Here is a 23,564-nt window from a genome sequence, read left to right on the forward strand (position 1 = left end):
GGCGACACCCGTATTCGGGTGTCGCCAGCCCTTTTGCGCGTCACGGAACTATTTGCGCGTCGCCGGGGCCGCAGCCGGCTTCAGGTGAGCTGCCGGCCGGCCATCCGCTCCAGCCGGCCGATCCGCTCGGCCATCGGCGGGTGGGTGGAGAACATCTTGGCCACGCCTCCGGCGCGGAACGGGTTGGCGATCATCATGTGGGAGGCGTTGACCAGCCGCTGGTCCTGCGGCAGTGGCGCCAGCTGCACACCCTGCTCGATCTTGCGCAAGGCGGAGGCGAGCGCCAGCGGGTCTCCGGTGAGCGCGGATCCGTCCTCGTCGGCGTCGTACTCCCGCGTCCGTGAGATGGCCATCTGGATCAGGGACGCGGCGAACGGGGCCAGCAGCGCCATGGCGATCGCGGCGAACGGGTTCGCGTTGCGGCGGTCCCCGCCGCCGAAGAGCAGCATCATCTGCGCCACCGAAGTGATGACGCCGGCGACGGCGGCGGCCACCGACGCCGTCAGGATGTCCCGGTTGTAGACGTGCATCAGTTCATGGCCTAGGACGCCGCGGAGCTCGCGGGCGTCCAGCAGCCTCAGGATGCCCTCGGTGCAGCACACGGCCGCGGTCTGCGGATTCCGGCCGGTGGCGAAGGCGTTCGGCGCCATGGTGGGCGAGATGTAGATCCGCGGCATCGGCTGGTTGGCCCGGCCGGACAGTTCCCGGACGATCTGGTACAGCTGGGGCGCCTCGGCCTCCGTGACGGGATAGGCCTGCATGGACCGGATGGCGAGCTTGTCGCTGTTCCAGTACCCGTAGGCGGTGGTGCCCACGCCGATCAGGGCCATGATCCAGATCGGCGCGGCACTGCGGGTCCCGGCGGCGATGAACGCCCCCAGACCAAGCAGGACCGCCCACAGGACTCCGAACAGGGCCGCGGTTTTCAGTCCGTTGTGATGCTGGTGCACTGGTCCTCCTGATGCCCTTGACCTCGATGGGTACCAATAAAAACGAACCGCTAGGGTACCGGGTTCCGCGCGTCGTACCGCAGGAATCCGCACTGCAGGTGGGCCAGCGTCCAGGCCACGGCAATGCACATCGTGCCGCCGATCAGCAGAACCCACCCCTCGTTCAAAATTCTAGTCGTGCCGCCTGCCAGCATGTCACCGATCCGGGGTCCGCCGGCCACCACCACCACAAACACGCCCTGCAGCCGCCCGCGCAGGTGGTCCGGGGTGGAGGCCTGCAGGATGGTGGTCCGGAAGACGGCGCTCACGGAATCCGCGATCCCGGCCAGCGCGCAGCACACCGCCGCGGGCAGCAGCCACACCGTCACGCCGGCCTCTCCCGAGTGGCCAGCCAGGACCACCACCAGGCCGAAGGCCGCCACCGAGGCGCCCCAGCCCATCACGGACCACACCACCGCGGCACCCTGCCGGCGGACGCCGCCCAGCGGGCCGGAGAACAGCCCGGCCAAAAACGCCCCGACGGCCATCGAGGCCAACAGGATCCCCACCGTGGCCTCGCCGCCGCCGATCATCACCGCACCGATCGCAGGCAGCAGCGCCCGGGGCTGGGCGAAGATCATGGCCACGAGGTCAATCACGAATGTCATGCGGAGGTTGGGGCGGGTGCCAAGGAAACGGAATCCCTCCAGCACGGAACGCAGCCCGGCCGGCCTGGCGTGCTCCCCGGGTGGCATGGGCGGCAGCTTCAGGAGCGCCCAGAACGCAAACGCAAAGCTGACGACGTCGATCGTGTAGGTCCAGCCGAACCCGATCCACGCCACCAGCACCCCGGCCAGCAGCGGCCCGGCGGTCATGGTCAGCCCGAAACTCATCATGCTGAGGGCGTTTGCGGCCGGCAGCAGCTCCTTGCGCACCAGGACGGGGATGATCGCGCTGCGGGCCGGCTGGTTGATGGCCTGGGCGCCGCTCTGCACGGCCACGAGTGCGTAGAGCAGCCACACGTTGCCCAGCTGCATCCACGCCTGCAGGGCCAGCGCGGCCGTGGTCAGCCAGAGGACGGACGAGGCCAGGAGGGCCACCGTGCGGCGGTCGTGGGCGTCGGCGATCGAACCGCCCAGGAGGCCGCCGAACACCAGCGGCACTAGGGCGAAGAGGCTCAGCAGACCCACATAGAGGCTGTCCTGGGTCAGCCGGTAGATCTCCAGGCTGACCGCCACGAGGGTCAGCTGGCTGCCCAGTGCGGAAACGGCGGACCCCAGCCACAGACGGCGGAAGGCCGGACTTTCACGCAACGGCGTGATGTCCGCCAGAAATTTCCCCACCGGGCAACTCTAGTGGCGAACCGCGGGCGCCCTGGACGCGGCCGGAAAGTTAGCCGCGCCTTATTGTGAGACAGTCATAATAAGTGCTTCAATGAGGGTATGACGGATTCCTCGGGCACCCACGATGCATGGGCAGCCGCCCTGCGTGCCCACGGCCGCCGGGTGACCAAGCAGCGCCTGGCAGTGCTGGCCGCCGTCGAACATCACCCGCACTCGCCGGCAGAGGCGATCCTTGCCGCCGCCCGGCAGGAATTGCCGGACCTGACCGCGCAGTCCGTCTATGTGGTCCTGGGGGATCTCACCGATCTGCACATGCTGCGCCGATTCGAACCCCCGCACTCCCCCGCGCTGTACGAGACGCGGGTGGGAGACAACCACCACCATGCCGTGTGCATCAGCTGCGGCCGCGTGGAGGACGTCGACTGCGCCGTGGGCCACGCGCCCTGCCTGACCCCGCACTGGGACGCGAACGCCAAGCCGATGACCATCCAGATCGCGGACGTGCTGTACCAGGGCATCTGCCAGGACTGCCAGCGCACCCAACAACTTCCCTCCGAAAACTAAGAAACCCAACCAAAGGAGAACGATGACTGAGATCATCTCTGCGCCCGCCGTGTCCACAACACAGTCCGGTGCCCCCGTCACTTCCGATGCGCACTCGAAGTCCGTCGGCGCCGACGGCGCGATCATCCTGACCGATCACTACCTGATCGAGAAGCTCGCGCAGTTTAACCGCGAGCGTGTCCCGGAGCGGGTGGTGCACGCCAAGGGCGGCGGCGCCTTCGGCAGCTTCACGACCACCGAGGACGTCTCGAAGTACACCAAGGCCGCGCTGTTCCAGCCCGGCGTTGAGACGGACATGCTCATCCGTTTCTCCTCCGTTGCCGGCGAGGCAGGCTCCCCCGACACCTGGCGCGACCCCCGCGGTTTCGCCGTGAAGTTCTACACCACCGAGGGCAACTACGACCTCGTGGGCAACAACACCCCGGTGTTCTTCATCCGCGACGGCATCAAGTTCCCGGACTTCATCCACTCCCAGAAGCGCCTCCCGGGCACCCACCTGCGCGACGCCGACATGCAGTGGGACTTCTGGACCCTCTCCCCCGAGTCCGCCCACCAGGTCACCTGGCTCATGGGCGACCGCGGCCTGCCGGCCTCCTGGCGTGAAATGCAGGGCTACGGCTCGCACACCTACCAGTGGATCAACGCCGAAGGCGAGCGGTTCTGGGTCAAGTACCACTTCAGGTCCAACCAGGGCGTCAAGTCCATGTCCGGCGAGGAGGCCGAGGCCCTGGCCGGCGCCGACGGCGACTTCTACATCCGCGACCTGCAGGAAAACATTGCCGCCGGCAACTTCCCGTCCTGGGACCTGCACGTCCAGGTCATGCCGTACGAGGACGCCAAGACCTACCGCTTCAACCCCTTCGATCTGACCAAGGTGTGGCCGCACGCGGACTACCCGCTGATCAAGGTCGGCACCATGGAACTGACCAGGAACCCGGAGAACTACTTCGCGCAGATCGAGCAGGCCACCTTCGCGCCGTCGAACTTCGTGCCCGGCATCGCCGCTTCCCCGGACAAGATGCTGCAGGCCCGCATCTTCTCCTACGCGGACGCGCACCGCTACCGCGTCGGCACCAACCACGCCCAGCTCCCGGTGAACGCGCCCCAGAACCAGGTCAACAACTACAGCCAGGACGGCGCCGGACGGTACCACTTCAACGCCCCCTCCGTCCCGGTGTACGCACCGAACTCCGTGGGCGGCCCGGCCGCGGTGGAGCCCGGCATTGCCGGCGGCGGCTGGGAGAACGACGGCGCGCTCACCCACTCCGCGCACTCCCTGCACCCCGAGGACAACGACTTCGGCCAGGCCGGCACGCTGTACCGCGAGGTGTTCAACGACGGCGAGAAGGCCCGCCTGCTGGAGACCGTCACCGGCGCCGTCAGCGGCGTCAAGAACGCCGGCATCAAGGAACGCGCCATCCAGTACTGGACCAACGTCGACGCCGAGTTCGGCGCCAAGCTGCGCGCCGGCCTCGGCGCCGGCCAGGTCGAGTCGGACGCCGAGGCCGCCAACAAGGTCTGATCGCCGCGTCGAAGGTTGCCTGAACGGCCAGCCGCTTCAAAGGCCGGCCGAACCGGTGACCGTATGAGCCACTAGAACGCCCCGCCACGGACCTCCGTGGCGGGGCGTTCTGCCGTTTTCCACATGGGCGCGCGTGCACCTCGCCACCGTGTACTGCGGCTCCGTAGGATTTGGGCATGACCGCATTTGCAGGCATTCCGGATGACGCCTTCCGGTTCTACGCCGATCTTGAACAGAACAACAACCGGGACTGGTGGCTGGAGCACAAGCCGGTCTACGACGCCGCGGTGAAGGGGCCGCTCACCGAGCTGCTGGCCGAGCTGGAGCCACGCTTCGGCCCGGCCAAGCTCTTTCGCCCCAACCGGGATGTCCGGTTCTCGCCGGACAAGTCGCCCTACAAGACCGCGCAGGGGGCCTTCGCGGCGCAGGACGAAGGAGTGGGCTTCTACATCCAGCTCAGCGCCGACGGCCTGCTGATCGGCGGCGGCTGCCACACCCACACCCCGGCCCAGCTGGCACGCTTCCGCAGTGCCGTGGATGCTCCCGCCAGCGGCGAGGCCTTGCAGGAGATCGTGCGCAAGGTCGAGGCAGCGGGGTTCGCGGTGGAGGGCGAACGCCTGAAGACGGTGCCGCGGGGCTTCGAGAAGGACCATCCCCGTGCGGAGCTGCTCAAGCACAAGTCGCTCACGGCCGGGGTCAATGTGGGCCAGCCCGGCTGGCTTGCCGGACCCGGGGCGGTGGAGGAAGTGGCACGGCGCTGGGAGGATTTGCGCCCCCTCGTGGAGTGGGAGGACCGCTACGCCGCTCCCTGAGCTTCAGCTCAGATGTGCTGTCCGTCGGTGGCCAGACGCCTGTCGAGGTTGTTGAAGAAGACCAGCATCATCAGCTCAAAGGCCTTGGTGGCTTCCTCGGGCTGGTTGTTGACGACGAAATCGAACTGGAGCCCATAGAACGCTGCGGTGAACAGGCGGGCGTCGGTGTCCGCGAACTCCGGCAGGATGCCCTGGATGATGAGCCAGTCCCGGGCCTTCTCGTTCAGCATCCGGAAGTGCTCCGGGGCGGTGCCGCGCGGTGCCGCGGCGACAACGTCCTGCGCAGTCGCCTCGAATTCAAGCCGGGCCAGGTGCCGGTTGCGCTGTGCCATGGTCCACTGCCAGGACTCGAGGAAGAAGGCCCGCCACGCATCCCTGTCGATGTCCCTGACGTCGGTGGCACGGACGCTGTCCAGCCGGGATTCGATGCCGCGGATGATCTCGTTGATCAGCTGCTCGCGGCTGCCGAAGTGGTACACCAGGACGTAGCTGCTGACGCCCAGCCCCTCGGCTAGGCTGCGCAACGTCAGCTCCGCCAGCGTCTTGTCCATGAGGTAGTCGAGAATCGCCGACAACAACTCTGATTTACGTTCCGGTCTTGCTGGGCGGGCCATGTGTCCATCTTAGGGAGCGGTTAAACGCCGAAGTCGCCGGAACGGTGCGAGCACGCCGGAAATTTCCAGCGAATTCGCACGGTTCCGGCGACTTCGATAACTGAGGGCCGACGGCTCCCCGTTCAGGAGCCGGTCAGGAGCGGGTCAGCGCGTCCTCGTCGTTCTCCGCGGCCGGTGCGGCCGTGTTGACGGCGCTTGCCATCTCGGGGCCGTTCACGGAGGCGCGGGCCTCCGCAAACTTTTCGTTCAGCCTGGAGTGGCGCTGGCCGTAGGCGAAGTAGATCGCGACGCCGATCACCAGCCAGATCGCAAAGAAGATCCACGTCTCCACGGCGAGGTTCGTCATGAGGTACAAGCACAGGACGGCAGAGACGATCGGGAGCACCTTGCCGAACGGGACGCGGAAGGCCGGCTTCAGGTCGGGACGCTTTTTGCGGAGCACCAGGATGCCGAGGCTGACCATCACGAAGGCGGACAGGGTCCCGATGTTGATCATTTCCTCCAGCAGGTCCACGTTGGTCAATCCGGCAACGAGGGCCACGCCGGCGCCGCAGATGATCTGGAGGCGGGCCGGTGTTCCCCGCGCGGCGCTGGTCTTGGACAGGGAGCGCGGAAGCAGGCCGTCGCGGCTCATCGCGAGGACCACGCGGGACAGGCCCATGAGCAGCACCATGATCACAGTGGTAAGGCCCACCAGGGAGCCGAAGGCGATGACCTTGGCGGCATCGGTGTTGCCAACGGCCTCGAAGGCGGTGGTGAGCGTCGGGTTCTTGGCCTCAGCCAGCTTCGTGTAGGACACCATGCCGGTCAGTGCCAGCGACACCAGGATGTAGAGCACCGTAACGATCGCCAGGCCACCGAAGATGCCGCGGGGCAGCGTCTTCTGCGGGTTCTTGACCTCTTCGGCCGAGGTGGCGACGACGTCGAAGCCGATGAAGGCAAAGAAGACCAGGGCCGCGCCGGCGAAGATTCCGAGGGTTCCGTACTGGGCGGGGGCCGCTCCAGTCAGGAAGCCGAAGAAGGACTGCTTGAGGACATCCGCGGTTCCGGTGCCTCCCGTCGGCTCGGACGCCGGGACGAACGGGGTGTAGTTCTCGAACTTCATGTACGTGAAGCCGACGACGATCACGAAGAGGACCACCGCGATCTTGATAAGCGTGAAGATGTTGCCGACGCGGGCAGAGAGCTTGGTCCCGAGGACCAGCAACACCGTGAAGATGGCAACAATCAAGAAGGCGCCCCAGTAGAGGTCGACGCCGCCCAGGGAGATCGACGGCGGAATGTCCACGCCCATGAGCGCAAAGACCTTGCTGAGGTAGATGCCCCAGTACTTCGCGATCACGGCGCCTGCGGTGAAGAGTTCGAGGATCAGGTTCCAGCCGATAATCCACGCGAGGATCTCACCCATGGTCGCGTACGTGAAGACGTAGGCGGAGCCGGCCACCGGGATGGCCGTGGCAAACTCGGCGTAGCACATGATGGCGAGCGCGCAGGTGACGGCGGCGATCGCGAAGGAAATGGTCACGGCGGGGCCGGCGAAGTTCGCCGCGGCCTTGGCGCCGACCGAGAAGATCCCGGCGCCCACGGCAACCGCGACCCCCATGATCATGAGGTCCCACGTGCTTAGCGAGCGCTTCAGCTTGCGTCCGGGTTCATCGGCGTCGGACATGGACTGCTCGATGGATTTGGTCCGGAAAAGGTTCATAGGAAAGTCCGCAATCTCGATAACTGGTTTGGAAACAGACCTATCTATCGTAGTGTCCATCCACTGGACGGCCCGATTTGTCCCACATAGTGAGACTCAAGGCCGGGTGGGGGCGGCCACGGACCAGCCTCAGAAGCCGCCAGGAGGGCCCAGGAACGGGCCGCGGATACCCGTCAGATGAGCCTCAGGCGGGCCAGTCCATCAGCGTCGAGCGGATCAGGAACCGTTTGCCTTCCGGCGCTTCGACCGAGAACCCGCTCCCCCGGCCCGGAACGACGTCGACAGTCAGGTGCGTGTGGCTCCAGTAGTTGAACTGCTCCCGGGACATCCAGAATTCCAGCGGCTGGGGCTGCAGCCCGTCAGAGACGTCGAACAGGCCCAGCAGGACGTCCGAGTCTCCCGTGATGAACTCCCCTGCCGGATAGCACATCGGTGAGGAACCGTCGCAGCAGCCCCCGGACTGGTGGAACATCAGCGGGCCGTGCTGGAGCCACAGCTTGCGCAGCAGGTCCACGGCCTCGGGAGTGAGCGCCACCCGGGAGAAGTCCTCGCCGGGGCGGGTCACGGCGGCGTCGAGCCTGGTTTGGGTCATCGGGGGTCTCCCTGGCTGGTCCGGAAAATGGTGCGGGCGGGACGGATCACTGCCGATCCGCCCCGCCCGGGTCAATGCGGCTTAGAAGAAGCCGAGCTTGTTTTCGTTGTAGCTGACCAGGAGGTTCTTGGTCTGCTGGTAGTGGTCCAGCATCATCGAGTGGTTCTCGCGGCCGATGCCGGAGGACTTGTACCCGCCAAACGCCGCACCGGCCGGGTAGGCGTGGTAGTTGTTGACCCACACGCGACCGGCCTGGATCTCGCGGCCGGCACGGTAGGCAACATTGCCGTTGCGGGACCAGACGCCGGCGCCGAGGCCGTAGAGGGTGTCGTTGGCGATCCCCATGGCGTCGCTGTAGTCACTGAAGCGCGTCACGGACACCACCGGGCCGAAGATCTCCTCCTGGAAGATCCGCATCTTGTTGTGGCCCTCGAAGACGGTGGGCTGCACGTAGTAGCCGCCTGCCAGGTCGCCGGCCAGCTCGGCGCGGGCGCCGCCGGTGAGCAGCTTGGCGCCCTCCTGCTTGCCGATGTCGATGTAGGAGAGGATCTTTTCCAGCTGGTCGTTGGAGGCCTGGGCGCCGAGCTGCGTTTCGGTGTCCAGCGGGTTGCCCTGGATGATTTTCTGCACCCGGGCGATGGCGTCGGCCATGAAGGAGTCGTAGATGCCGTCCTGGACCAGGGCCCGGGACGGGCAGGTGCAGACCTCGCCTTGGTTGAAGGCGAAGAGCGTGAAGCCCTCCTGGGCCTTGTCGTAGAAGGCGTCGTTGGACTCGGCGACGTCGTTGAAGAAGATGTTCGGGCTCTTGCCGCCGAGCTCCAGGGTGACCGGGATCAGGTTCTGGCTGGCGTACTGGCTGATGAGGCGGCCCGTGGTGGTCTCGCCGGTAAAGGCGATCTTGCGGATCCGGGGGCTGGAGGCAAGCGGCTTGCCGGCTTCGACGCCGAAGCCGTTGACCACGTTGACCACGCCGGCGGGCAGGATGTCGCTGATGAGTTCCATCAGGACCAGGATCGAGGACGGTGTCTGCTCGGCGGGCTTGAGCACCACGGCGTTGCCGGCGGCGAGCGCCGGGGCGAGCTTCCAGACGGCCATGAGGATCGGGAAGTTCCAGGGAATGATCTGGCCCACGACGCCGAGCGGCTCATGGTAGTGGTAGGCGGTGGTGTCGTCGTCGAGCTGGGACAGCCGGCCCTCCTGGGCGCGGACGGCGGAAGCAAAGTAGCGGAAGTGGTCCGCGGCCAGCGGAATGTCGGCGTTGAGGGTCTCGCGGATCGGCTTGCCGTTGTCCCAGGATTCGGCGACGGCGAGCATCTCGGTGTTCTCATCGATGCGGTCGGCGATCTTGTTCAGAATCGCGGCGCGCTCGGCCACGGAGGTCTTGCCCCAGGACGGCGCGATCTTGTGGGCGGCGTCCAGGGCCAGTTCGATGTCCTCGGCGGTGCCGCGGGCCACCTCGCAGAACGCCTTGCCGGTCACCGGGGTGATGTTCTCGAAGTACTGGCCCTTGACCGGGGCAACCCATTCGCCGCCGATCCAGTTTTCGTAGCGGTCCTTGAACGTGATCTTCGAGCCCTCGGTACCGGGCTGGGCGTAAACAGTCATTGCTAGCTCCTTTGCTGTGCAAGATGGGGGCAGCAAGGCGCTTCCGGCCCCCGTTGCACCCAGCGTAGGCGCGCGAAGGTTGCAGTCAGGTTGCAACCGTGTGAGCCCCGTCACTGACCGGGCGTTCCGGGCTTGCATGACGGGTCAGGCGCTCAGTTCCCGGTCCAGCCGTTCCAGATCGGCGACGACGGCGGCACGCTTGGGCGAGCGCGGTGCCAGCAGCTTCAGCGCGGCGGTGCGGACCTCGACGTCGTCCCTGGCCTCGGGCAGCGCGGCGTACTTCAGGAGCGATTCGGCGCTGCCGTCCGTCAGCAGGGCCTCCCGCAACAGCGCGGATACCCTGCCCCGCAGCTCCACGATGCCGGGTGCCTCGGAGCGGGGCAGCACGGCGCCGCGGTAGATTTCCAGCGCTATCCGGTGCGCACCGCGCTGCAGGCAGTCCAGCACCTGTCCGGCGTCGGGAACCAGGTCCAGCGGCAAGCGGTACGGGCGTGATTCGGGGACGGTGCCGGGATGGAGCTGTTGAAGTACCTTGCGCAGCCGCACCATCTCCGCGCGCAGTGTCATGGTGGAGGCCTCCCCGGGGTAGAGGAGGGCGGACAGTTCCTCGGCATTCAGCCCCGCGGGGTGGGTGCTGAGCAGCGCCAGGATCTCACTGTGCCGGGCGGACAGGGCCACGGTACGGCCGTCAATGCTGAGCAGGGCCTGATCGCGGCCGAGTAGCTGGAGGCTGTTGCGGTAGAGGCTGTTGGCGGCCGGCGCCGCGGGCGTTTTCGATGCGGGGCCCCGTCGCCGGGACGGGGAGGACTGTCCTGCCGCGGCCAGCTGCAGCCGTTCCACCCGCAGGTGCGCCTGGGCCGCGGCGACCGTCGCTTCAACCAGCGACAACGTATGCGGGGCCACAGCCGACTCCGTGCCGGTGATGTCCACGACCCCCAGCAGGGCGCCGGAATCAGGATCGTGGAACGGCACAGCCGTGCAGCTCCACGGATGCACCGAGCGCTTGTAGTGTTCGGCGCCGGAAATCTGGATACCCCGGCCGAGAGCCAGTGCGGTGCCGGGGGCGCTGGTGCCGACCGTCGCCTCCGACCAGTCGGCGCCGGGAACGAACATCATGCCCTCAGCCCGGCGCTGCAGGACGGCGTCGCCTTCCACCCAGAGCAGCCTGCCGACCTCGTCCCCCACAGCTACCAGCATTCCGCTGTCATGGCTCGGCAGGACCAGGAGCTTATGGATCACGGGCATGATGGCGGCCAGCGGGTGCTGGCGGCGGTATTCCTCGAGTTCCTCGCGGTCCATGGCCAGCGGCGCCTCGGGGTTGTCCGGATTGGCGTGCAGCTGTGCGGAACGCCGCCACGATTCCTGGATCAGGCTGCTGAGCCCAGGCAGTTGCAGGTTCCCGGGGAAAGCGAGTCCGCGCGAGTCCAGTTCCTCGTGCCCGGTGCTGGCGTGCTGCTGGCGCAGCTCGGCGGTGACCCCGCCTGCGGGCGGTAACAGAGCTGCCTGCTGGACCAGATTCCTCATTGAACTCCCACTGGACGGGCTCGACGGCGTACCGAAGGCCGCCACGTCCGGCCCAGTCTAGTGGGCGTTCCGGACCCCCGCCAGAGCACCCGCCAGAGGATGCGCCGTCCTGCGCACACGATGCCCCCAGTGCCCGCCCTGCCGCGGCCGACGGCTCCGCGACGCGCACTTGCCTCCCCGACGCGCCAAAGTGCCCCCGCGGCCGGAATACCCAGCGCGCCAGGCATTTTGCGCAGCGTGGAAGCATTTGCGCGGCGCGGCTACTCGCGGGAAATCTCGATCATGTCCTCGCGCGGCACAACCTTGATGCGCTCCCGGCCGATCCCGTCGGCGGACTGCGCCGCGGTCCATTCGGCGCCGAGGGCGAGCTCGTGGGCGTCGAGCTTGATCCACCCTTCCCACGTGGTGTACTCGATGCCGCGCTCCTGAAGCAGCTCGATGATGGCCTGCGGGTCCGGGTTCTGCGCCGGGGGCAGCGTCAGCCGGTCCTCCAGCAGGAAGCCGATGGTTTCCAGCGCGTCGCCCTTGGTGTGGCCGATCAGCCCGACGGGCCCGCGCTTGATCCAGCCCGTGGCGTAGATTCCGGGCACGGCGTTCCCCTCGGCGTCGAGCACGCGGCCGCCTTCGTTCGGGACAATGCCGCGGCGGGCGTCGTATTCCAGCTCGTCCAGCGGCGAGCCGTGGTAGCCGATCGCACGGTAGACGGCCTGGACCGGGTAGTCGAGGAACTCCCCGGTGCCCTTGACATTCCCGGTGCCGTCCAGCTCCATGCGTTCGAACTTGATCCCGGCGACCTTGCCGGGGTTCGCGGCGTCGTCATGGATCTCGACGGGGCTGTGCAGGAAGTGCAGGTGAAGCCGGCGCGAGGACGGTTCCTCGGCCTCGGCGTGCTCCTCGACCAGCCAGTTCGTCAGGGTGTTGACCATGGTCCGGATCTGGTTGTTGCTGCGGATGGCCTCGTCCGAGGCCTCGTCGAACTCGAAATCCTCCGGATACAGGACGATGTCCACATCCTTGGCGTGGCTGAGTTCGCGCAGCTCCAGAGGCGTGAACTTCACCTGGGCCGGGCCGCGGCGGCCGAAAACGTGGACGTCGGTGACCGGCGAATCCTTCAGTGCCCGGTAGACGTTGTCCGGGATTTCCGTGACCAGGAGTTCATCGGCGTGCTTGACCAGCATGCGGGCCACATCGAGGGCCACGTTGCCGTTGCCGATCACCGCAATCTCCTTGGCCTCCAGCGGCCAGTCCCGCGGCACATCCGGGTGGCCGTCGTACCAGGAGACAAAGTCTGCCCCGCCGAAGGAACCCTCCAGGCCGATCCCGGGAATATCCAAGTCCGCGTCCTTGATGGCGCCGGTGGAGAAGATGACGGCGTCATAGAACGCCCGGAAGTCATGCAGCGTCAGATCCCGGCCATAGGTGACGTTGCCGAGGAACCGAATGTCGCCGCGGTCCAGGACTTTGTGCAGCGCGTTGACGATCCCCTTGATCCGCGGATGGTCAGGGGCCACCCCGTACCTGATAAGGCCGTACGGTGCCGGATAGGCCTCGAAGAGATCGATGCTGACCTTGAGGTCGCCGCCTTTGACCTCATTGGACTTCGTCAGGATGTCCGCGGCGTAGACGCCGGCCGGACCGGCGCCAACAATCGCGACACGGAGGGGACGAGTGGATGTGGATTCGGCCGAGTTGGACACCGGGAGCCCTTCTGAGTCTTAGGGACAGCGCCAGTAGATACAGCGCGCAGGCCCCTATTCTAAATGTCGCCGGCTGGCTCGTGCTCCGATTGGCAGGAATAGGCGCCGCGCAGGTGGTGTTATTGATCTTGTGCCTAAGCCGAACGGATCCTTCTCCCCCGCCCCACTGACAGCGCCGAGCGCCGCAGCCGCAGGATCTGCGCCGGCCCGGCCGGCAGTACTGGCACCGGTAGACAAGGACACGACGGCGGGGATCCTGTTCGGCATCGGCGCTTACGGGCTCTGGGGGCTGCTGCCCCTGTACTTCTTTGTGCTGGCACCCGCCGGCGCCGTCGAGATCGTGGCTAACCGTGTGGTCTGGTCGCTGATTTTCTGCACTCTGCTGATCACCGTGACCCGTTCCTGGCGGGTGCTCGGCGCCGCGTTCCGGAACCGCACGGTGATCGGCCCGCTGTCCATCGCCGCCGCTCTGATTGCGGTGAACTGGCTGACTTATACCTACGGCGTGACCACCGGCCAGGCCGTGGAGGCCTCCTTGGGCTACTTCATTAACCCGCTGGTCTCGGTGTTGCTGGGAGTCTTTGTCCTGAAGGAGAAGCTGCGGCCGCTGCAGTGGGCCGCCGTCGGCATCGGTTTCGTTGCCGTCGGGGTGCTGACGGTCTCCTACGGCAAGCTCCCCTGGATCGCGCTGACGCTTGCGCTGAGCTTCGGGCTGTACGGATTCGTCAAGAAGCGCGTCGGCCCGCGGGCGGATGCGATCACCAGCCTCACCGTGGAGACGATCGTTCTGGCGCCCGTGGCTGCGGCCACGATGATCTTCCTCGCGGTCAGCGGGGCGGCAAGCCTGGCCTCAAACGGTGCCGGGCATTTTTGGCTGCTGGTGGCGTCGGGCGTCATCACCGCCGTGCCACTGCTGTTCTTCGGCGCCTCTGCCCGCCGGCTGCCGATGACCACGATCGGCCTGCTGCAGTACTTCGCACCTGTCCTGCAGTTCATCGTGGCGCTCGTCGTGTTCAAGGAAGCCATGACGCCGGACCGCTGGGTCGGTTTCGGCGTCGTCTGGCTGGCCCTGCTGGTGCTGACTGTGGACATGCTGCTCGCTGCCCGGAAGAACTCCGTGACCCGGAAACTGGCCCGCGCCGCCGCATAGCACTACTGCCCTGCGTTACTGCCTTGAGGGGCTACTGCCTGCGCACCACGGCCGCTGTGCATTAGTGTCATCATGAATGCACACGTCGGGGCGAAATTGAGGATTGCTGGTGCCAGAAGAGGATCGTGAAACTCAGGGCGGGCGCGACATCTCGTCCCTGGACTTCGACAGCAACGGCATCCTGCGCCTCGAGTGGGCCCGGGGCGTCGTGATTGACGCCCCCAACGCCCAGCTGGCCATGGACCGTGTCAACGAATTGTGCGGCGGCCGGCCCACGCCGCTGCTGATCGACATGGCCACCACGCAGTCCGTCAGCCGGGCCGCCCGGGCCGTGTTCGCCAAGCGCTGCGACGCCTCGGCAATTGCGCTCCTCGGCTCCTCCGCCGTGGACCGGGTTCTCGCCAATTTCTTCCTGGGCGTCAATTCGGCGCCGGTTCCGACACGCTTTTTCACCAATGGCGATGAGGCGGTCCGCTGGCTGACCGCGCAGGGTCATGACAGGGCCTGAGGATGACCGCCGCCTCGAGGAACTCGTGGACGGCATCGTCGTACTGTCCTCGGGCGATCTGTCGAACCGCCTGCCAGTCTCACCGGCACGGGACGGCATTGACGCCGTCACCACGGGCATCAACCTGCTGGCTGAAGAGCTCCAAAGCATGTACGAGGACCTGGAAGTCCGGGTCGCCGAGCGGACCGCGCTCCTGGAGGCGGCCAAAGCCGAACTCCGCCGCGTCATCAACACCGACGAGCTGACCGGCCTGGCCAGCCGCTCGCTGTTGCGGGAAAAAGTGGCCGACGCCGTTGCCGGGGCCGGTACCGGACACCAGCCGGCCCTCATCCTGCTGGACCTCGATTCCTTCCGGCTCATCAACGACAGCCTTGGCCATGCCGCGGGGGACGCCGTGCTGCGCGAGGCGGCCCTGCGGCTACGCGCGGCGGCCGGGGCCGGCCACCTGATCGCACGCCTCAGCGGCGATGAGTTCGCCGTACTCGTCGCGGACCAGGACGCGGAGACCGTGCTGCAGATCGCGGCCCGGCTCGGCGAATCGCTGAAGGACAGAATCGTCGCCGGCGGTGTGGCGGTGGCCCTCACGGCCGGAACCGGGGTCAGGCTGGGGGAACCTGGCCTGCGCGGCGAGGAACTCATCCGCGATGCCGACATCGCCATGCACGAGGCCAAGAAACGCGGCCGGGACACTCTCCTGGTCTTTTCCGCGGCCATGCACGAGGCCGCCAAGCAGCGCGTCCACCAGGTGGCGGAGCTGAGGACGGCGCTGGCGATGGACCAGCTCGAGCTCGAATACCAGCCCATCATGGACCTGCGCACAGGAGCCATTGCCGGCGCCGAGGCCCTGATCCGCTGGCGCCACCCCGCCTTGGGCCTGCTGGCGCCGGATACCTTCCTCGATGCCGCCGACGAGGCCGGGCTCACCGTGGAAATCGGCCACTGGGTCCTCCGGAACGCCATCGCGCAAACCGGCCGCTGGAAGTCCTATCCCGGGCTTCCGGCGGACTTCAGCACGCACATCAATCTCTCCCCTGCTGACCTGCACCACGTTGATCTGGCGCCCTATGTCGAAAGCCTGCTGGCCCGGCACGGCGTGGACCCCTGCCACGTCTCAATCGAGATCACCGAAACCGCGATCATGCGCGGCGGCCCGGAGGTGGCAGCCACCATGCAGTCGCTCAATGACCTCGGCGTACGGATCGAGATCGATGACTTCGGCACGGGCTATTCGTCCATCAGCTACCTGCGCACCCTCCCGGCCGCGCACGCGAAGATCGACAAGTCCCTGCTCGACGGACTGACCACAGACCGGCAACAGGAGACATTCGTCGCCGCCATCCTGCAACTGATCCATTCGGCCGGACTGGGCGCCGTCGCCGAGGGCATCGAGGACAGGGAGCAGGCGAACAGGCTGCGGCAGCTGAACTGCGAATTCGGTCAGGGGTACTTCTTCAGCCGTCCGCTGTCGGTGCCGGACATGACGGATCTGCTCGCGCACAAAGACGGTGCCGTCGCGTGAGCGGACCCGTTCCGGCGGGCACCGACAAGGCGGCGGGTACGGACAAGGCGAGTACGCACAAAACAGACACACGCAGCACGGGCGTGCGCATACTGGGCATGGATAAGGCGGCGGACACGCTCCGGCTGGTGGCCAAGGTTGCGGCATTGTCCCTGCACCGTCCCCGCCGTCCGGACCGGCGCTGGGACGCCTTCTGGCGCGGAGTCTCCCTTGGCTCCCTGAGCGAACCGATCATCTGGGATTCCGCCCCCGACGCCGGGAACGAAGAGATCCGGCACCACCTGCAGGCCATGGCCAACACGATGGATGCCAGCCTCCCCTTGATCGATCTCGGTTGCGGGCACGGCGCCATCACGGGGACGCTCACCACCATCTTCCCTTCGGTCCTGGGCGTCGACGTCTCACCCGAAGCCGTGGCAGCCGCGCAGTCCGCGCACCGGCACGTCCCGGGCCTCAGGTTCCGGAGCCTGGATGCCACGCAGCCGGCTGCGGCGGCCGGGCTCTGGCGCGAAATCGGCGACGCCAACGTCTTTGTCCGCGGCGTGTTCCACGTCCTCAGCCGGCGGCGGCAGGCTCGCCTCGCAGGCTCCGTCGAAGCCCTCCTCGGCACCCAGGGACGGATCTACCTCGTCGAGACGAACGTCCCGGGCGGCGCGCTCAGCTACCTGCGGAGCCTGGGCGCCACGGGCGAGAAGATCCCCGGACCGCTCCGCCAAGCCATTTCTGCCCTGCCGAAACCGGGGCATTTCGGCGCGAGGCAACGCTCGCGCGTGTTCCCCACGGACCGCTGGACCCTCATCGCGGAGGGTGCCACCGTCCTGAAGAAAGTGCCGATGGAAACCGGCGGACCGCCCGGCAGCATTCCTGCATACTGGGCGGTCCTGGCCCCGCGGCCCCAGACCTCCGTGCCTCACACCTCCGGGAAGGTATCCACCCGCTGATAGTCGCGCGGGACCACAACCATCGGGACCGGGAGCGCCCGCAGCACCTTGAAGGCCGTGCTGCCGATGAACAGCTTGTATTTCTCCGCCAAGCGGGAAGACCCGACGATCATGACCTCGCCGTCGTCCCATTCCAGATCGTCGATTGCTTCCTCGATCGTGCGGCCGTGCGCGACCTCCACACTGACGTGGTGGCCCTCCGGCAGTCGCTGCGCGGCGGCGGCCAGAACGGTGTTGGCGTGGATATGCGCAGCGTTGACGTTTTCCCCGCCGTCCCCCTCGACGTCCAGTTCCACGAGGGAGACCAGCCGAAGCGGCACCCCGCGGCGCTCGGCGGATTCGATCGCGACGTCGATCGCCGCCTCTGCGCCGACGCGCTGGCCCACGGCGAGGGTCAGACGCGTGATGGCTTCGGTCCGGCGGTAGCCGTGCGGCGCCAGTGCCACCGGAACCTGGGCGGCGTGCAGCAGGGCGTTGGCCACGTTGCCCACGGTATGGCGCTTAAACAGGCCATGGCTTGCGGCACCCACCACAATCAGGCCGGCCCTGTACTCCAGGGCGGCGTCGATCAGGCCGGCTGCGAACGATTCCGCCTGGCGGACATGGAAGTGCGCCTCCAGCCCCTCAGGGACCAGCTCCATTCCCTGGCGCTCCGCGGTGAGGACCTGCTGCTCGGCGGCGCTGACCCGGTTTCCTTCCGGGTTCATCGCTACATAAGGCGTGTGCCGGTCCACCACATAGACCAGGTCGAGATGCGCTCCCTGCGCGCGGGCCATGGCCGACGCCAAGGCGACGGCGTCCGCGCCGCGTTCGGTGGGTGTATAGCCGACTACGTATCGCATGTGTGAACCCCTTATGGGTCTGTGGCAGACGCCAGCTGCGTCCCGGGGGTTCCGGGCGACGTCGGCCGGTCTGCGCTCCTGCAGTGGATAGGAACGACTCTAGTCCAGCGGGCCGCGAAATATGGTGACTATTGGCCCTGAGCAGCACAAACTTCCGGGCCTACGCTGGGATGGTCGAGGGGAGCCCGTCATGAACGCCATCCGCAACCGCAGGACCGGGTCGCGGACCGCGGTGGTGGGAACCCTGACGCTCCTGATGGTCCTGACCGCCTGCGCCCCGCCAGCCGCGCCGCCCACCGCCGGCAGCCAGCCGACGTCGCAGTCCCCACCCGTCAGCGCGGCGGCCAGCCTGTCCCCGTCGGCAGCCGGAGATGCTGACGAAACGGCGCCCCCGCAACCAGGCGACAAAGTGATCTCCTCCACCGTCACCCACAACTGGTCGGTGCCGGGGCCGGCCACCCCGTTCCACACGGACCACGAGAACCCGGTGCCGATCGCGCCTCCGCCGGCGCCGCCGCTGCCGACGCTGCACGCGATCGGCGCGGGCGAGCACGCTTCCGACACTCTGCCGTATGACCAGCTGAGCTTCCGGTTCACCGGCGGCTTCCCCAGCTACGACGTCCAGACGGTCCCCGAACTCGTCAATGACGGCAGCGGCCTGCCCATCCCGATGCCCGGCACGGGAAGCATCGTGGAGGTGACGTTCCGCGGCGCCCAATCGCACACTGCGGACGGCACGGCCAGCACCGTGACCAGCGCGCCGGCACCGGCCATCCGGTACCAGGCGCTCGCCAGCTACGCCCCGGCCGGGGACTTCGAGGGCGTGCTGAGCTACGGCATTGGCGTCGGCCGTCCGATGAGTACGGTCCCGGAGACAAAGGTGCGCGTCACTGAAGTAGAGAGGATCGAGCAGGGCCAGCACCTGTATGTGGTGGCGATCCAGCTGGACGCGACCGCCTGGAGGTAGGAGCGGCGCAAGCCGATACAAGACGGAACGGCGGAGCGGCGAAAGAACGGGAACACGGAAAAACGCAGGAGCCGCGGACTGTGTGTCCGCGGCTCCTGCGTTATTTCGCCCGCTGTTCGGCAGGGCCGGTCTCCGGGAAGGGATTGCCTTCCCGGCAGCTCATTTGGCCGTGTGCCAGTCGCTTGGCTAAGCGTTGGCCTTGATGGCCGCGGCCAGGACCGCGAGGCCGTCCAGCAGCAGCTCGTCGCTGATCACGAGCGGCGGCAGCAGCCGGATGACGTTGCCGTAGGTGCCGCAGGTGAGGATGATGACACCCTCCTTGAGGCAGGCTGCGGCGACGGCCTTGGTCAGCTCCGGGTTCGGCTCTTTGGAACCGGCCTGGACGAGTTCGATGGCCAGCATGGCGCCGCGGCCGCGGACGTCACCGATCACGGGCTGCTCAGTGGCGAGTTCGCGCAGCTTACCGAGCGCGATCTCCTCGATGTGCCTGGCACGGCCGTTGAGGTCATACTGCTCCATCGAACCGATCGAGGCCAGCGCGGCAGCGCACGCCACCGGGTTGCCGCCGTAGGTGCCGCCGAGGCCGCCCGGGTGCACGGCGTCCAGGAGGTCGGCACGGCCGGTGATGGCCGAGAGCGGCATGCCGCCGGCGATGCCCTTGGCCATGGTGATGATGTCCGGGACAACACCTTCGTGGTTCACGGCGAACCATTCGCCGGTGCGGCAGAAGCCGGACTGGACCTCATCGGCGATGAAGACGATGCCCTTGTCCTTGGCCCAGTCCGCCAGCGCGGGCAGGAACCCGTCGGCGGGGACAATGAAGCCGCCCTCGCCCTGGATGGGTTCGATGATGATCGCGGCGACCTGCTCGCCGCCAATCTGCTTCTCGATCATGGTGATGGCGCGCTTGGCGGCCTCGGCACCGGTGATCGCCGGGTTCTCCTCGCGGAACGGGTAGCTCATCGGCATGCGGTAGACCTCGGGCGCGAACGGGCCGAAGTTGGTCTTGTACGGCATGGCCTTGGCCGTCAGCGCCATGGTCAGGTTGGTGCGGCCATGGTACGCGTGGTCGAACGCGACGACGGCGTCCCGGCCGGTGGCCAGGCGGGCCACCTTCACGGCGTTTTCGACAGCCTCGGCGCCGGAGTTGAACAGCACCGTGCGCTTTTCGTGGTCGCCCGGGGTCAGGCGGTTCAGCTGCTCGGCCACGGCGACATAGCCTTCGTACGGGGTGACCATGAAGCAGGTGTGGGTGAAGTGCTCCACGGCTTCCTTCACGGCGCCGACGACGGCGGGGTCCGAGGCGCCGACGCTCGTCACCGCGATGCCGGAGCCGAGGTCGATGAAGGAGTTGCCGTCGACGTCGTGGATGATGCCGCCGTCGGCGTCGGCCACGAAGACCGGGACGCTGGACGCGACGCCGGCGGCGACGACCGCCTTGCGGCGCTCGGTCAGGGCAACGGACTTGGGGCCCGGGAAGTCGGCCTGGACGCGGCGTTTCTGCTCGAGCCGGTAGGTGATGTCATGTGCGGTGGTGGTCATGGGAAAGCCTTTCTAAGCGTGCGGTTGGGGCGCGCGAGTTATGCGTCAGGGTGAGCTGGGCGGCTGCGTATGCGGCTGCGTTACGCAGCCGCGTTATGCGTCGAGCGCACTCATGACGTGCTTGATGCGGGTGTAGTCCTCGACGCCGTACATCGACAGGTCCTTGCCGTAGCCGGACTGTTTGAAGCCGCCGTGCGGCATTTCGGCCGTGAGAAGAATGTGGGTGTTGATCCAGACGGCGCCGAAGTCGAGGTCCCGGCTCAGGCGCATGGCGGTGCCGTGGTTGGTCGTCCAGACGCTGGAGGCCAGGGCGTACTCGACGTCGTTGGCCAGTTCCACTGCCTCGTCCTCGGTGCTGAACTTCTGCACCGTGATGACCGGGCCGAACGTTTCCTTCTGGACAATGTCATCGGTCTGCTTGGCGCCGGTGACAATCGTGGGCTCGAAGAAGAAGCCCTTCTCGCCCGCGCGGTGGCCGCCGGTCTCGATCTTGCAGTTCGCCGGCAGGTGCTCGACAACCGAGGTGACCGCGTTGAAGTGGTTGACGTTGTTCAGCGGGCCGAAGTAGTTGTCTTCGTCGTTCTGCGAGCCCGTGTGCAGGGTCTTGGTGTGCTCCACCATGGCGGCGACGACGTCGTCGTGCACCGAATCCTGGACCAGGACCCTGGTGATTGCCGTGCAGTCCTGGCCGGCGTTGAAGAAGGCGAACTCGGCGATCGCCGCGGCGCTCTTCTTGATGTCGGCGTCGGCGAAGACAATGGCCGGAGCCTTGCCGCCGAGTTCAAGGTGGGCGCGCTTGAGTCCCTTGGCGGCGCCCGAGGCGACGGCGATGCCGGCGCGGACGGAACCGGTGATGGAGACCAGGCCGGGGACCTTGTGCTCCACCATCATGGCGCCGGTCTCGCCCGTGCCCAGGACAACGTTCAGGACGCCGGCCGGGAAGATCTCGCCAGCGAGCCGGGCCAGCACCAGGGTGGATTCCGGGGTGGTGTCCGAGGGCTTGAGGACCACGGTGTTGCCGGCGGCCAGGGCGGGACCGATCTTCCAGATGGCCATGAGGAACGGGTAGTTCCAGGGGGCAACCTGGGCGACGACGCCGATCGGCTCGCGGCGGACGTAGGAGGTGTGGCCTTCGAAGTACTCGCCGGCGGACTTGCCTTCCATGATGCGGGCGGCGCCGGCGAAGAAGCGCAGCTGGTCAGCGCCCGCGGCCACTTCCTCGGAGGCGATCAGGGAGCGGACCTGGCCGGTGTTGCGGTGCTGGGCGTCCACGAGCTCGTCGCTGTTGGCCTCGACTGCATCCGCGAGCTTGAGCAGCATGAGCTGCCGCTGCCCGGGCGTGGTGTGCTTCCAGGTCTTGAACGCGTTCTTGGCTGCCGTCATGGCGGCGTCGACGTCGGCCTGCACCGAGATCGGCGCCTGCGCCACCACGTCGCCGTTGGTGGGGTTCACGATGGGCAGCAACCCGGTGCCGGCGGGGGTGACAAACTCGCCGTTGATGAAGTTCTGCAAGGTTTGAACCACGGTGTACAACCTCTTTCTTACTGCCAAGGACGGATGTGTGACTGGTCACGAGCCTATGCCAGCAGTGCAAGTCAGGGAATAGGCACCTGCACACCATGTCCGCCACCCTTTAGTGCGCTTGACCAGCACCCGGCTATCCTGAATCCATGGCCATTTCACTCGCCGCCCTGCTGGGAGTTCCGTCCCTGAATCTCACCAAGGCCGGACTCGCCGAAACCACCTGGCACCAGGACATTCTCTGGGTTGCGGTCACCGAACAGGAGGATCCGCAGCGCTTCCTCAACGGCGGCGAACTGATCCTGACGACGGGGATGCGGCTCAAGAGCGCCGCGGAGCAGCGCCGGTTCGTGCGTCAGGTCCAGCGGGCAGGCGCGGTGGGCATCGGGTTCGGGGTCGGCCTGACGCACGACGCCGTGCCGCCGGCCCTAATCGCCGAGGCCAACCGCTGGGGCCTGCCGGTGGTGGAAGTGCCGTACGAAACGCCTTTCATCGCGATCGGAAAGCTCGTGGCCGACGCCCAGTCCGCGGACCACCTGGTCAAGCTCGAGCGGCTCATCGCGGGGCACCAGATCCTGGCCCGCGCCCTGCTGACCGGCGGCGGTCTCGCCGAACTCCTGAAACACCTGGGCTCGATGCTGCGCACCGAGATCGTCCTGACCCAGTTCACCGCCCAGCTCTACAACAGCGTGTCCGGCCACCCGGCGCCGAAGGCCGAGGGCTGGGCGTCCTATCCCATCCCCACGGGCCGCCGCGACGCCTGCACCCTGTGGGTGAAGCAGCCCTTCGAGGACTCGGGCATTGTGGGCTACGCCCAAAACCTCATCAGTGTCGAGCTCAATAACATGGTCAAGCAGCGGCAGGCCCAGCGGGCGCTGGCCGGCCAGGTCCTCGACGACGTCATCCACGGGACGCTGGAGGCGTCCGAAGCCACCCGGCGCCTCGCCGGGGTCGGTATCAACAGCACCCGCAAAAACGTGGTCCTGCTTGCCGAATCGGCCGCCCACCAGAAACAGCTAGGGAGTTCTTCGCTGCCCCAGCCGCTCGAGGCGGCGGTCAGCGCCGTCGTCGGGAAGGACCTCGTGGTGGTGGTGCCCGACGACGGCAGCGGCGCCAGCGCCCTCGCCCGCAGCCTCAGCGACCACCTGGCCGAGGCCGGGATCCACGCGACGATCGGCATCGGCGGGGCCTACACCAAGCCCAACGGCCTGCGCTGGAGCTACTTCGAGGCACGCGACGCGGCCAGCCACGGCCTGCCGGTCAACGAGCCCGAGCGGCTGAGCCTGACCTCGCTGCTGCTGGCCAGCGAGGATGTTCCGCTGGCGGACATGGCCAACGAATCGCTGAACCCGCTGCGGGCCTTTGACGTGGCGCATGGGGCCGAACTCATGGCCACACTGGAAAGCTACCTCGGCAACAACGGCTCGGTGGCGGCCGTCGCCGAGGAACTCACCCTGCACCGCAATACGGTCCGCTACCGGTTGGCGCAGATCACCGAACTCACCGGATACGACCCCGCCCAGACGGCGGACCGGGTACAGCTGTGGCTCGCGCTGGCAGTTCATCGGCTCAGCGCCCGGCATCCGCGCTGACAACCACCGCGCCGGCACCTCACCTTCCAGAACCTGTCATCCGCCGAGATATTCGCCACTAAAGGCTGAGTCCCA

General features: G+C 67.3%; 20 protein-coding genes. 9 read left to right on the plus strand and 11 right to left on the minus strand.

The features are described 5' to 3' along the window. Positions 1 to 80 precede the first annotated feature (80 nt). A complete protein-coding gene (gene htpX, locus ACFRJ8_RS17105; RefSeq protein WP_377987347.1) occupies positions 81 to 950 on the minus strand; it encodes a zinc metalloprotease HtpX in 870 nt (289 codons plus the stop codon). A gap of 50 nt (positions 951 to 1,000) precedes the next feature. Continuing rightward, a complete protein-coding gene (locus tag ACFRJ8_RS17110; protein ID WP_377987348.1) occupies positions 1,001 to 2,272 on the minus strand; it encodes an MFS transporter in 1,272 nt (423 codons plus the stop codon). A gap of 99 nt (positions 2,273 to 2,371) precedes the next feature. Between ACFRJ8_RS17110 and ACFRJ8_RS17115 the strand changes: the two genes are divergently transcribed. From ACFRJ8_RS17115 to ACFRJ8_RS17125, 3 genes are all read left to right on the plus strand, one after another. After that, positions 2,372 to 2,836 (plus strand): Fur family transcriptional regulator, encoded by a 465-nt coding sequence (locus tag ACFRJ8_RS17115; RefSeq protein ID WP_377987349.1) that lies wholly within the window; start codon positions 2,372 to 2,374, stop codon positions 2,834 to 2,836. Positions 2,837 to 2,858: 22 nt separating this feature from the next. Next, the gene (locus tag ACFRJ8_RS17120) at positions 2,859 to 4,358 is read left to right on the plus strand and encodes a catalase (RefSeq protein ID WP_377987350.1); all 1,500 of its coding nucleotides are present in this window, start codon (positions 2,859 to 2,861) and stop codon (positions 4,356 to 4,358) included. Between the two features lie 176 nt (positions 4,359 to 4,534). Then, positions 4,535 to 5,170: a DUF2461 domain-containing protein gene (locus ACFRJ8_RS17125; protein WP_377987351.1), complete on the plus strand. Its 636-nt coding sequence runs from the start codon at positions 4,535 to 4,537 to the stop codon at positions 5,168 to 5,170. An 8-nt stretch (positions 5,171 to 5,178) separates the two neighbouring features. On the opposite strand, the gene ACFRJ8_RS17130 is transcribed toward ACFRJ8_RS17125, so the two are convergent. The 6 genes from ACFRJ8_RS17130 to ACFRJ8_RS17155 all read right to left on the minus strand — a co-directional run bounded on the left by ACFRJ8_RS17130 (position 5,179) and on the right by ACFRJ8_RS17155 (position 12,907). Next, complete coding sequence (locus ACFRJ8_RS17130) at positions 5,179 to 5,784, minus strand: TetR family transcriptional regulator (protein ID WP_377987352.1); 606 nt, start codon at positions 5,782 to 5,784, stop codon at positions 5,179 to 5,181. 133 nt (positions 5,785 to 5,917) lie between these two features. Next, positions 5,918 to 7,489, minus strand: a complete 1,572-nt coding sequence (locus tag ACFRJ8_RS17135) for an amino acid permease (protein WP_377987354.1) — start codon at positions 7,487 to 7,489, stop codon at positions 5,918 to 5,920. A 184-nt stretch (positions 7,490 to 7,673) separates the two neighbouring features. Next, positions 7,674 to 8,081 (minus strand): DUF779 domain-containing protein, encoded by a 408-nt coding sequence (locus ACFRJ8_RS17140; protein WP_377987355.1) that lies wholly within the window; start codon positions 8,079 to 8,081, stop codon positions 7,674 to 7,676. An 81-nt stretch (positions 8,082 to 8,162) separates the two neighbouring features. Beyond that, entirely contained in the window at positions 8,163 to 9,686 is a 1,524-nt protein-coding gene (locus tag ACFRJ8_RS17145; RefSeq protein ID WP_377987356.1) for an aldehyde dehydrogenase family protein, read from the minus strand. 144 nt (positions 9,687 to 9,830) lie between these two features. Further along, a complete protein-coding gene (locus ACFRJ8_RS17150) occupies positions 9,831 to 11,210 on the minus strand; it encodes a GAF domain-containing protein (protein ID WP_377987357.1) in 1,380 nt (459 codons plus the stop codon). A 260-nt stretch (positions 11,211 to 11,470) separates the two neighbouring features. After that, complete coding sequence (locus ACFRJ8_RS17155) at positions 11,471 to 12,907, minus strand: FAD-dependent oxidoreductase (RefSeq protein WP_377987359.1); 1,437 nt, start codon at positions 12,905 to 12,907, stop codon at positions 11,471 to 11,473. 130 nt (positions 12,908 to 13,037) lie between these two features. On the opposite strand from ACFRJ8_RS17155, the gene rarD reads away from it, so the two are divergent. The 4 genes from rarD to ACFRJ8_RS17175 all read left to right on the plus strand — a co-directional run bounded on the left by rarD (position 13,038) and on the right by ACFRJ8_RS17175 (position 17,025). After that, positions 13,038 to 14,057, plus strand: coding sequence for an EamA family transporter RarD (gene rarD, locus ACFRJ8_RS17160; protein ID WP_377987361.1), 1,020 nt, complete (start codon positions 13,038 to 13,040; stop codon positions 14,055 to 14,057). A 103-nt stretch (positions 14,058 to 14,160) separates the two neighbouring features. After that, complete coding sequence (locus ACFRJ8_RS17165; RefSeq protein ID WP_377987362.1) at positions 14,161 to 14,565, plus strand: STAS/SEC14 domain-containing protein; 405 nt, start codon at positions 14,161 to 14,163, stop codon at positions 14,563 to 14,565. Continuing rightward, positions 14,552 to 16,084 carry a putative bifunctional diguanylate cyclase/phosphodiesterase gene (locus ACFRJ8_RS17170; RefSeq protein ID WP_377987364.1) on the plus strand — a complete coding sequence of 511 codons (1,533 nt, stop codon included), beginning with the start codon at positions 14,552 to 14,554 and terminating at the stop codon, positions 16,082 to 16,084. Before ACFRJ8_RS17165 ends, ACFRJ8_RS17170 begins: the two co-directional genes overlap by 14 nt. Then, complete coding sequence (locus ACFRJ8_RS17175; protein ID WP_377987365.1) at positions 16,081 to 17,025, plus strand: class I SAM-dependent methyltransferase; 945 nt, start codon at positions 16,081 to 16,083, stop codon at positions 17,023 to 17,025. The genes ACFRJ8_RS17170 and ACFRJ8_RS17175 overlap by 4 nt, the downstream gene beginning before the upstream one ends. Here ACFRJ8_RS17175 and ACFRJ8_RS17180 read toward each other — a convergent pair. Continuing rightward, complete coding sequence (locus ACFRJ8_RS17180; RefSeq protein WP_377987367.1) at positions 16,995 to 17,867, minus strand: universal stress protein; 873 nt, start codon at positions 17,865 to 17,867, stop codon at positions 16,995 to 16,997. The two genes, ACFRJ8_RS17175 and ACFRJ8_RS17180, sit on opposite strands and share 31 nt — an antisense overlap. Before the next feature lie 190 nt (positions 17,868 to 18,057). Here ACFRJ8_RS17180 and ACFRJ8_RS17185 point away from each other — a divergent pair, with 190 nt between their 5' ends. After that, on the plus strand, positions 18,058 to 18,834 hold the full coding sequence (locus ACFRJ8_RS17185; RefSeq protein WP_377987368.1) for a hypothetical protein: 777 nt from the start codon (positions 18,058 to 18,060) through the stop codon (positions 18,832 to 18,834). A 186-nt stretch (positions 18,835 to 19,020) separates the two neighbouring features. On the opposite strand, the gene gabT is transcribed toward ACFRJ8_RS17185, so the two are convergent. Both gabT and ACFRJ8_RS17195 read right to left on the minus strand, forming a co-directional pair. Then, entirely contained in the window at positions 19,021 to 20,376 is a 1,356-nt protein-coding gene (gene gabT / locus ACFRJ8_RS17190; RefSeq protein WP_377987369.1) for a 4-aminobutyrate--2-oxoglutarate transaminase, read from the minus strand. 93 nt (positions 20,377 to 20,469) lie between these two features. Further along, a complete protein-coding gene (locus tag ACFRJ8_RS17195; RefSeq protein ID WP_377987370.1) occupies positions 20,470 to 21,900 on the minus strand; it encodes a gamma-aminobutyraldehyde dehydrogenase in 1,431 nt (476 codons plus the stop codon). Positions 21,901 to 22,046: 146 nt separating this feature from the next. Here ACFRJ8_RS17195 and ACFRJ8_RS17200 point away from each other — a divergent pair, with 146 nt between their 5' ends. After that, positions 22,047 to 23,489 (plus strand): PucR family transcriptional regulator, encoded by a 1,443-nt coding sequence (locus ACFRJ8_RS17200; RefSeq protein WP_377987371.1) that lies wholly within the window; start codon positions 22,047 to 22,049, stop codon positions 23,487 to 23,489. Positions 23,490 to 23,564 lie beyond the last annotated feature (75 nt).

It is taken from the genome of Arthrobacter sp. NPDC056886 (assembly GCF_042788715.1).
GTDB lineage: Bacteria > Actinomycetota > Actinomycetes > Actinomycetales > Micrococcaceae > Arthrobacter.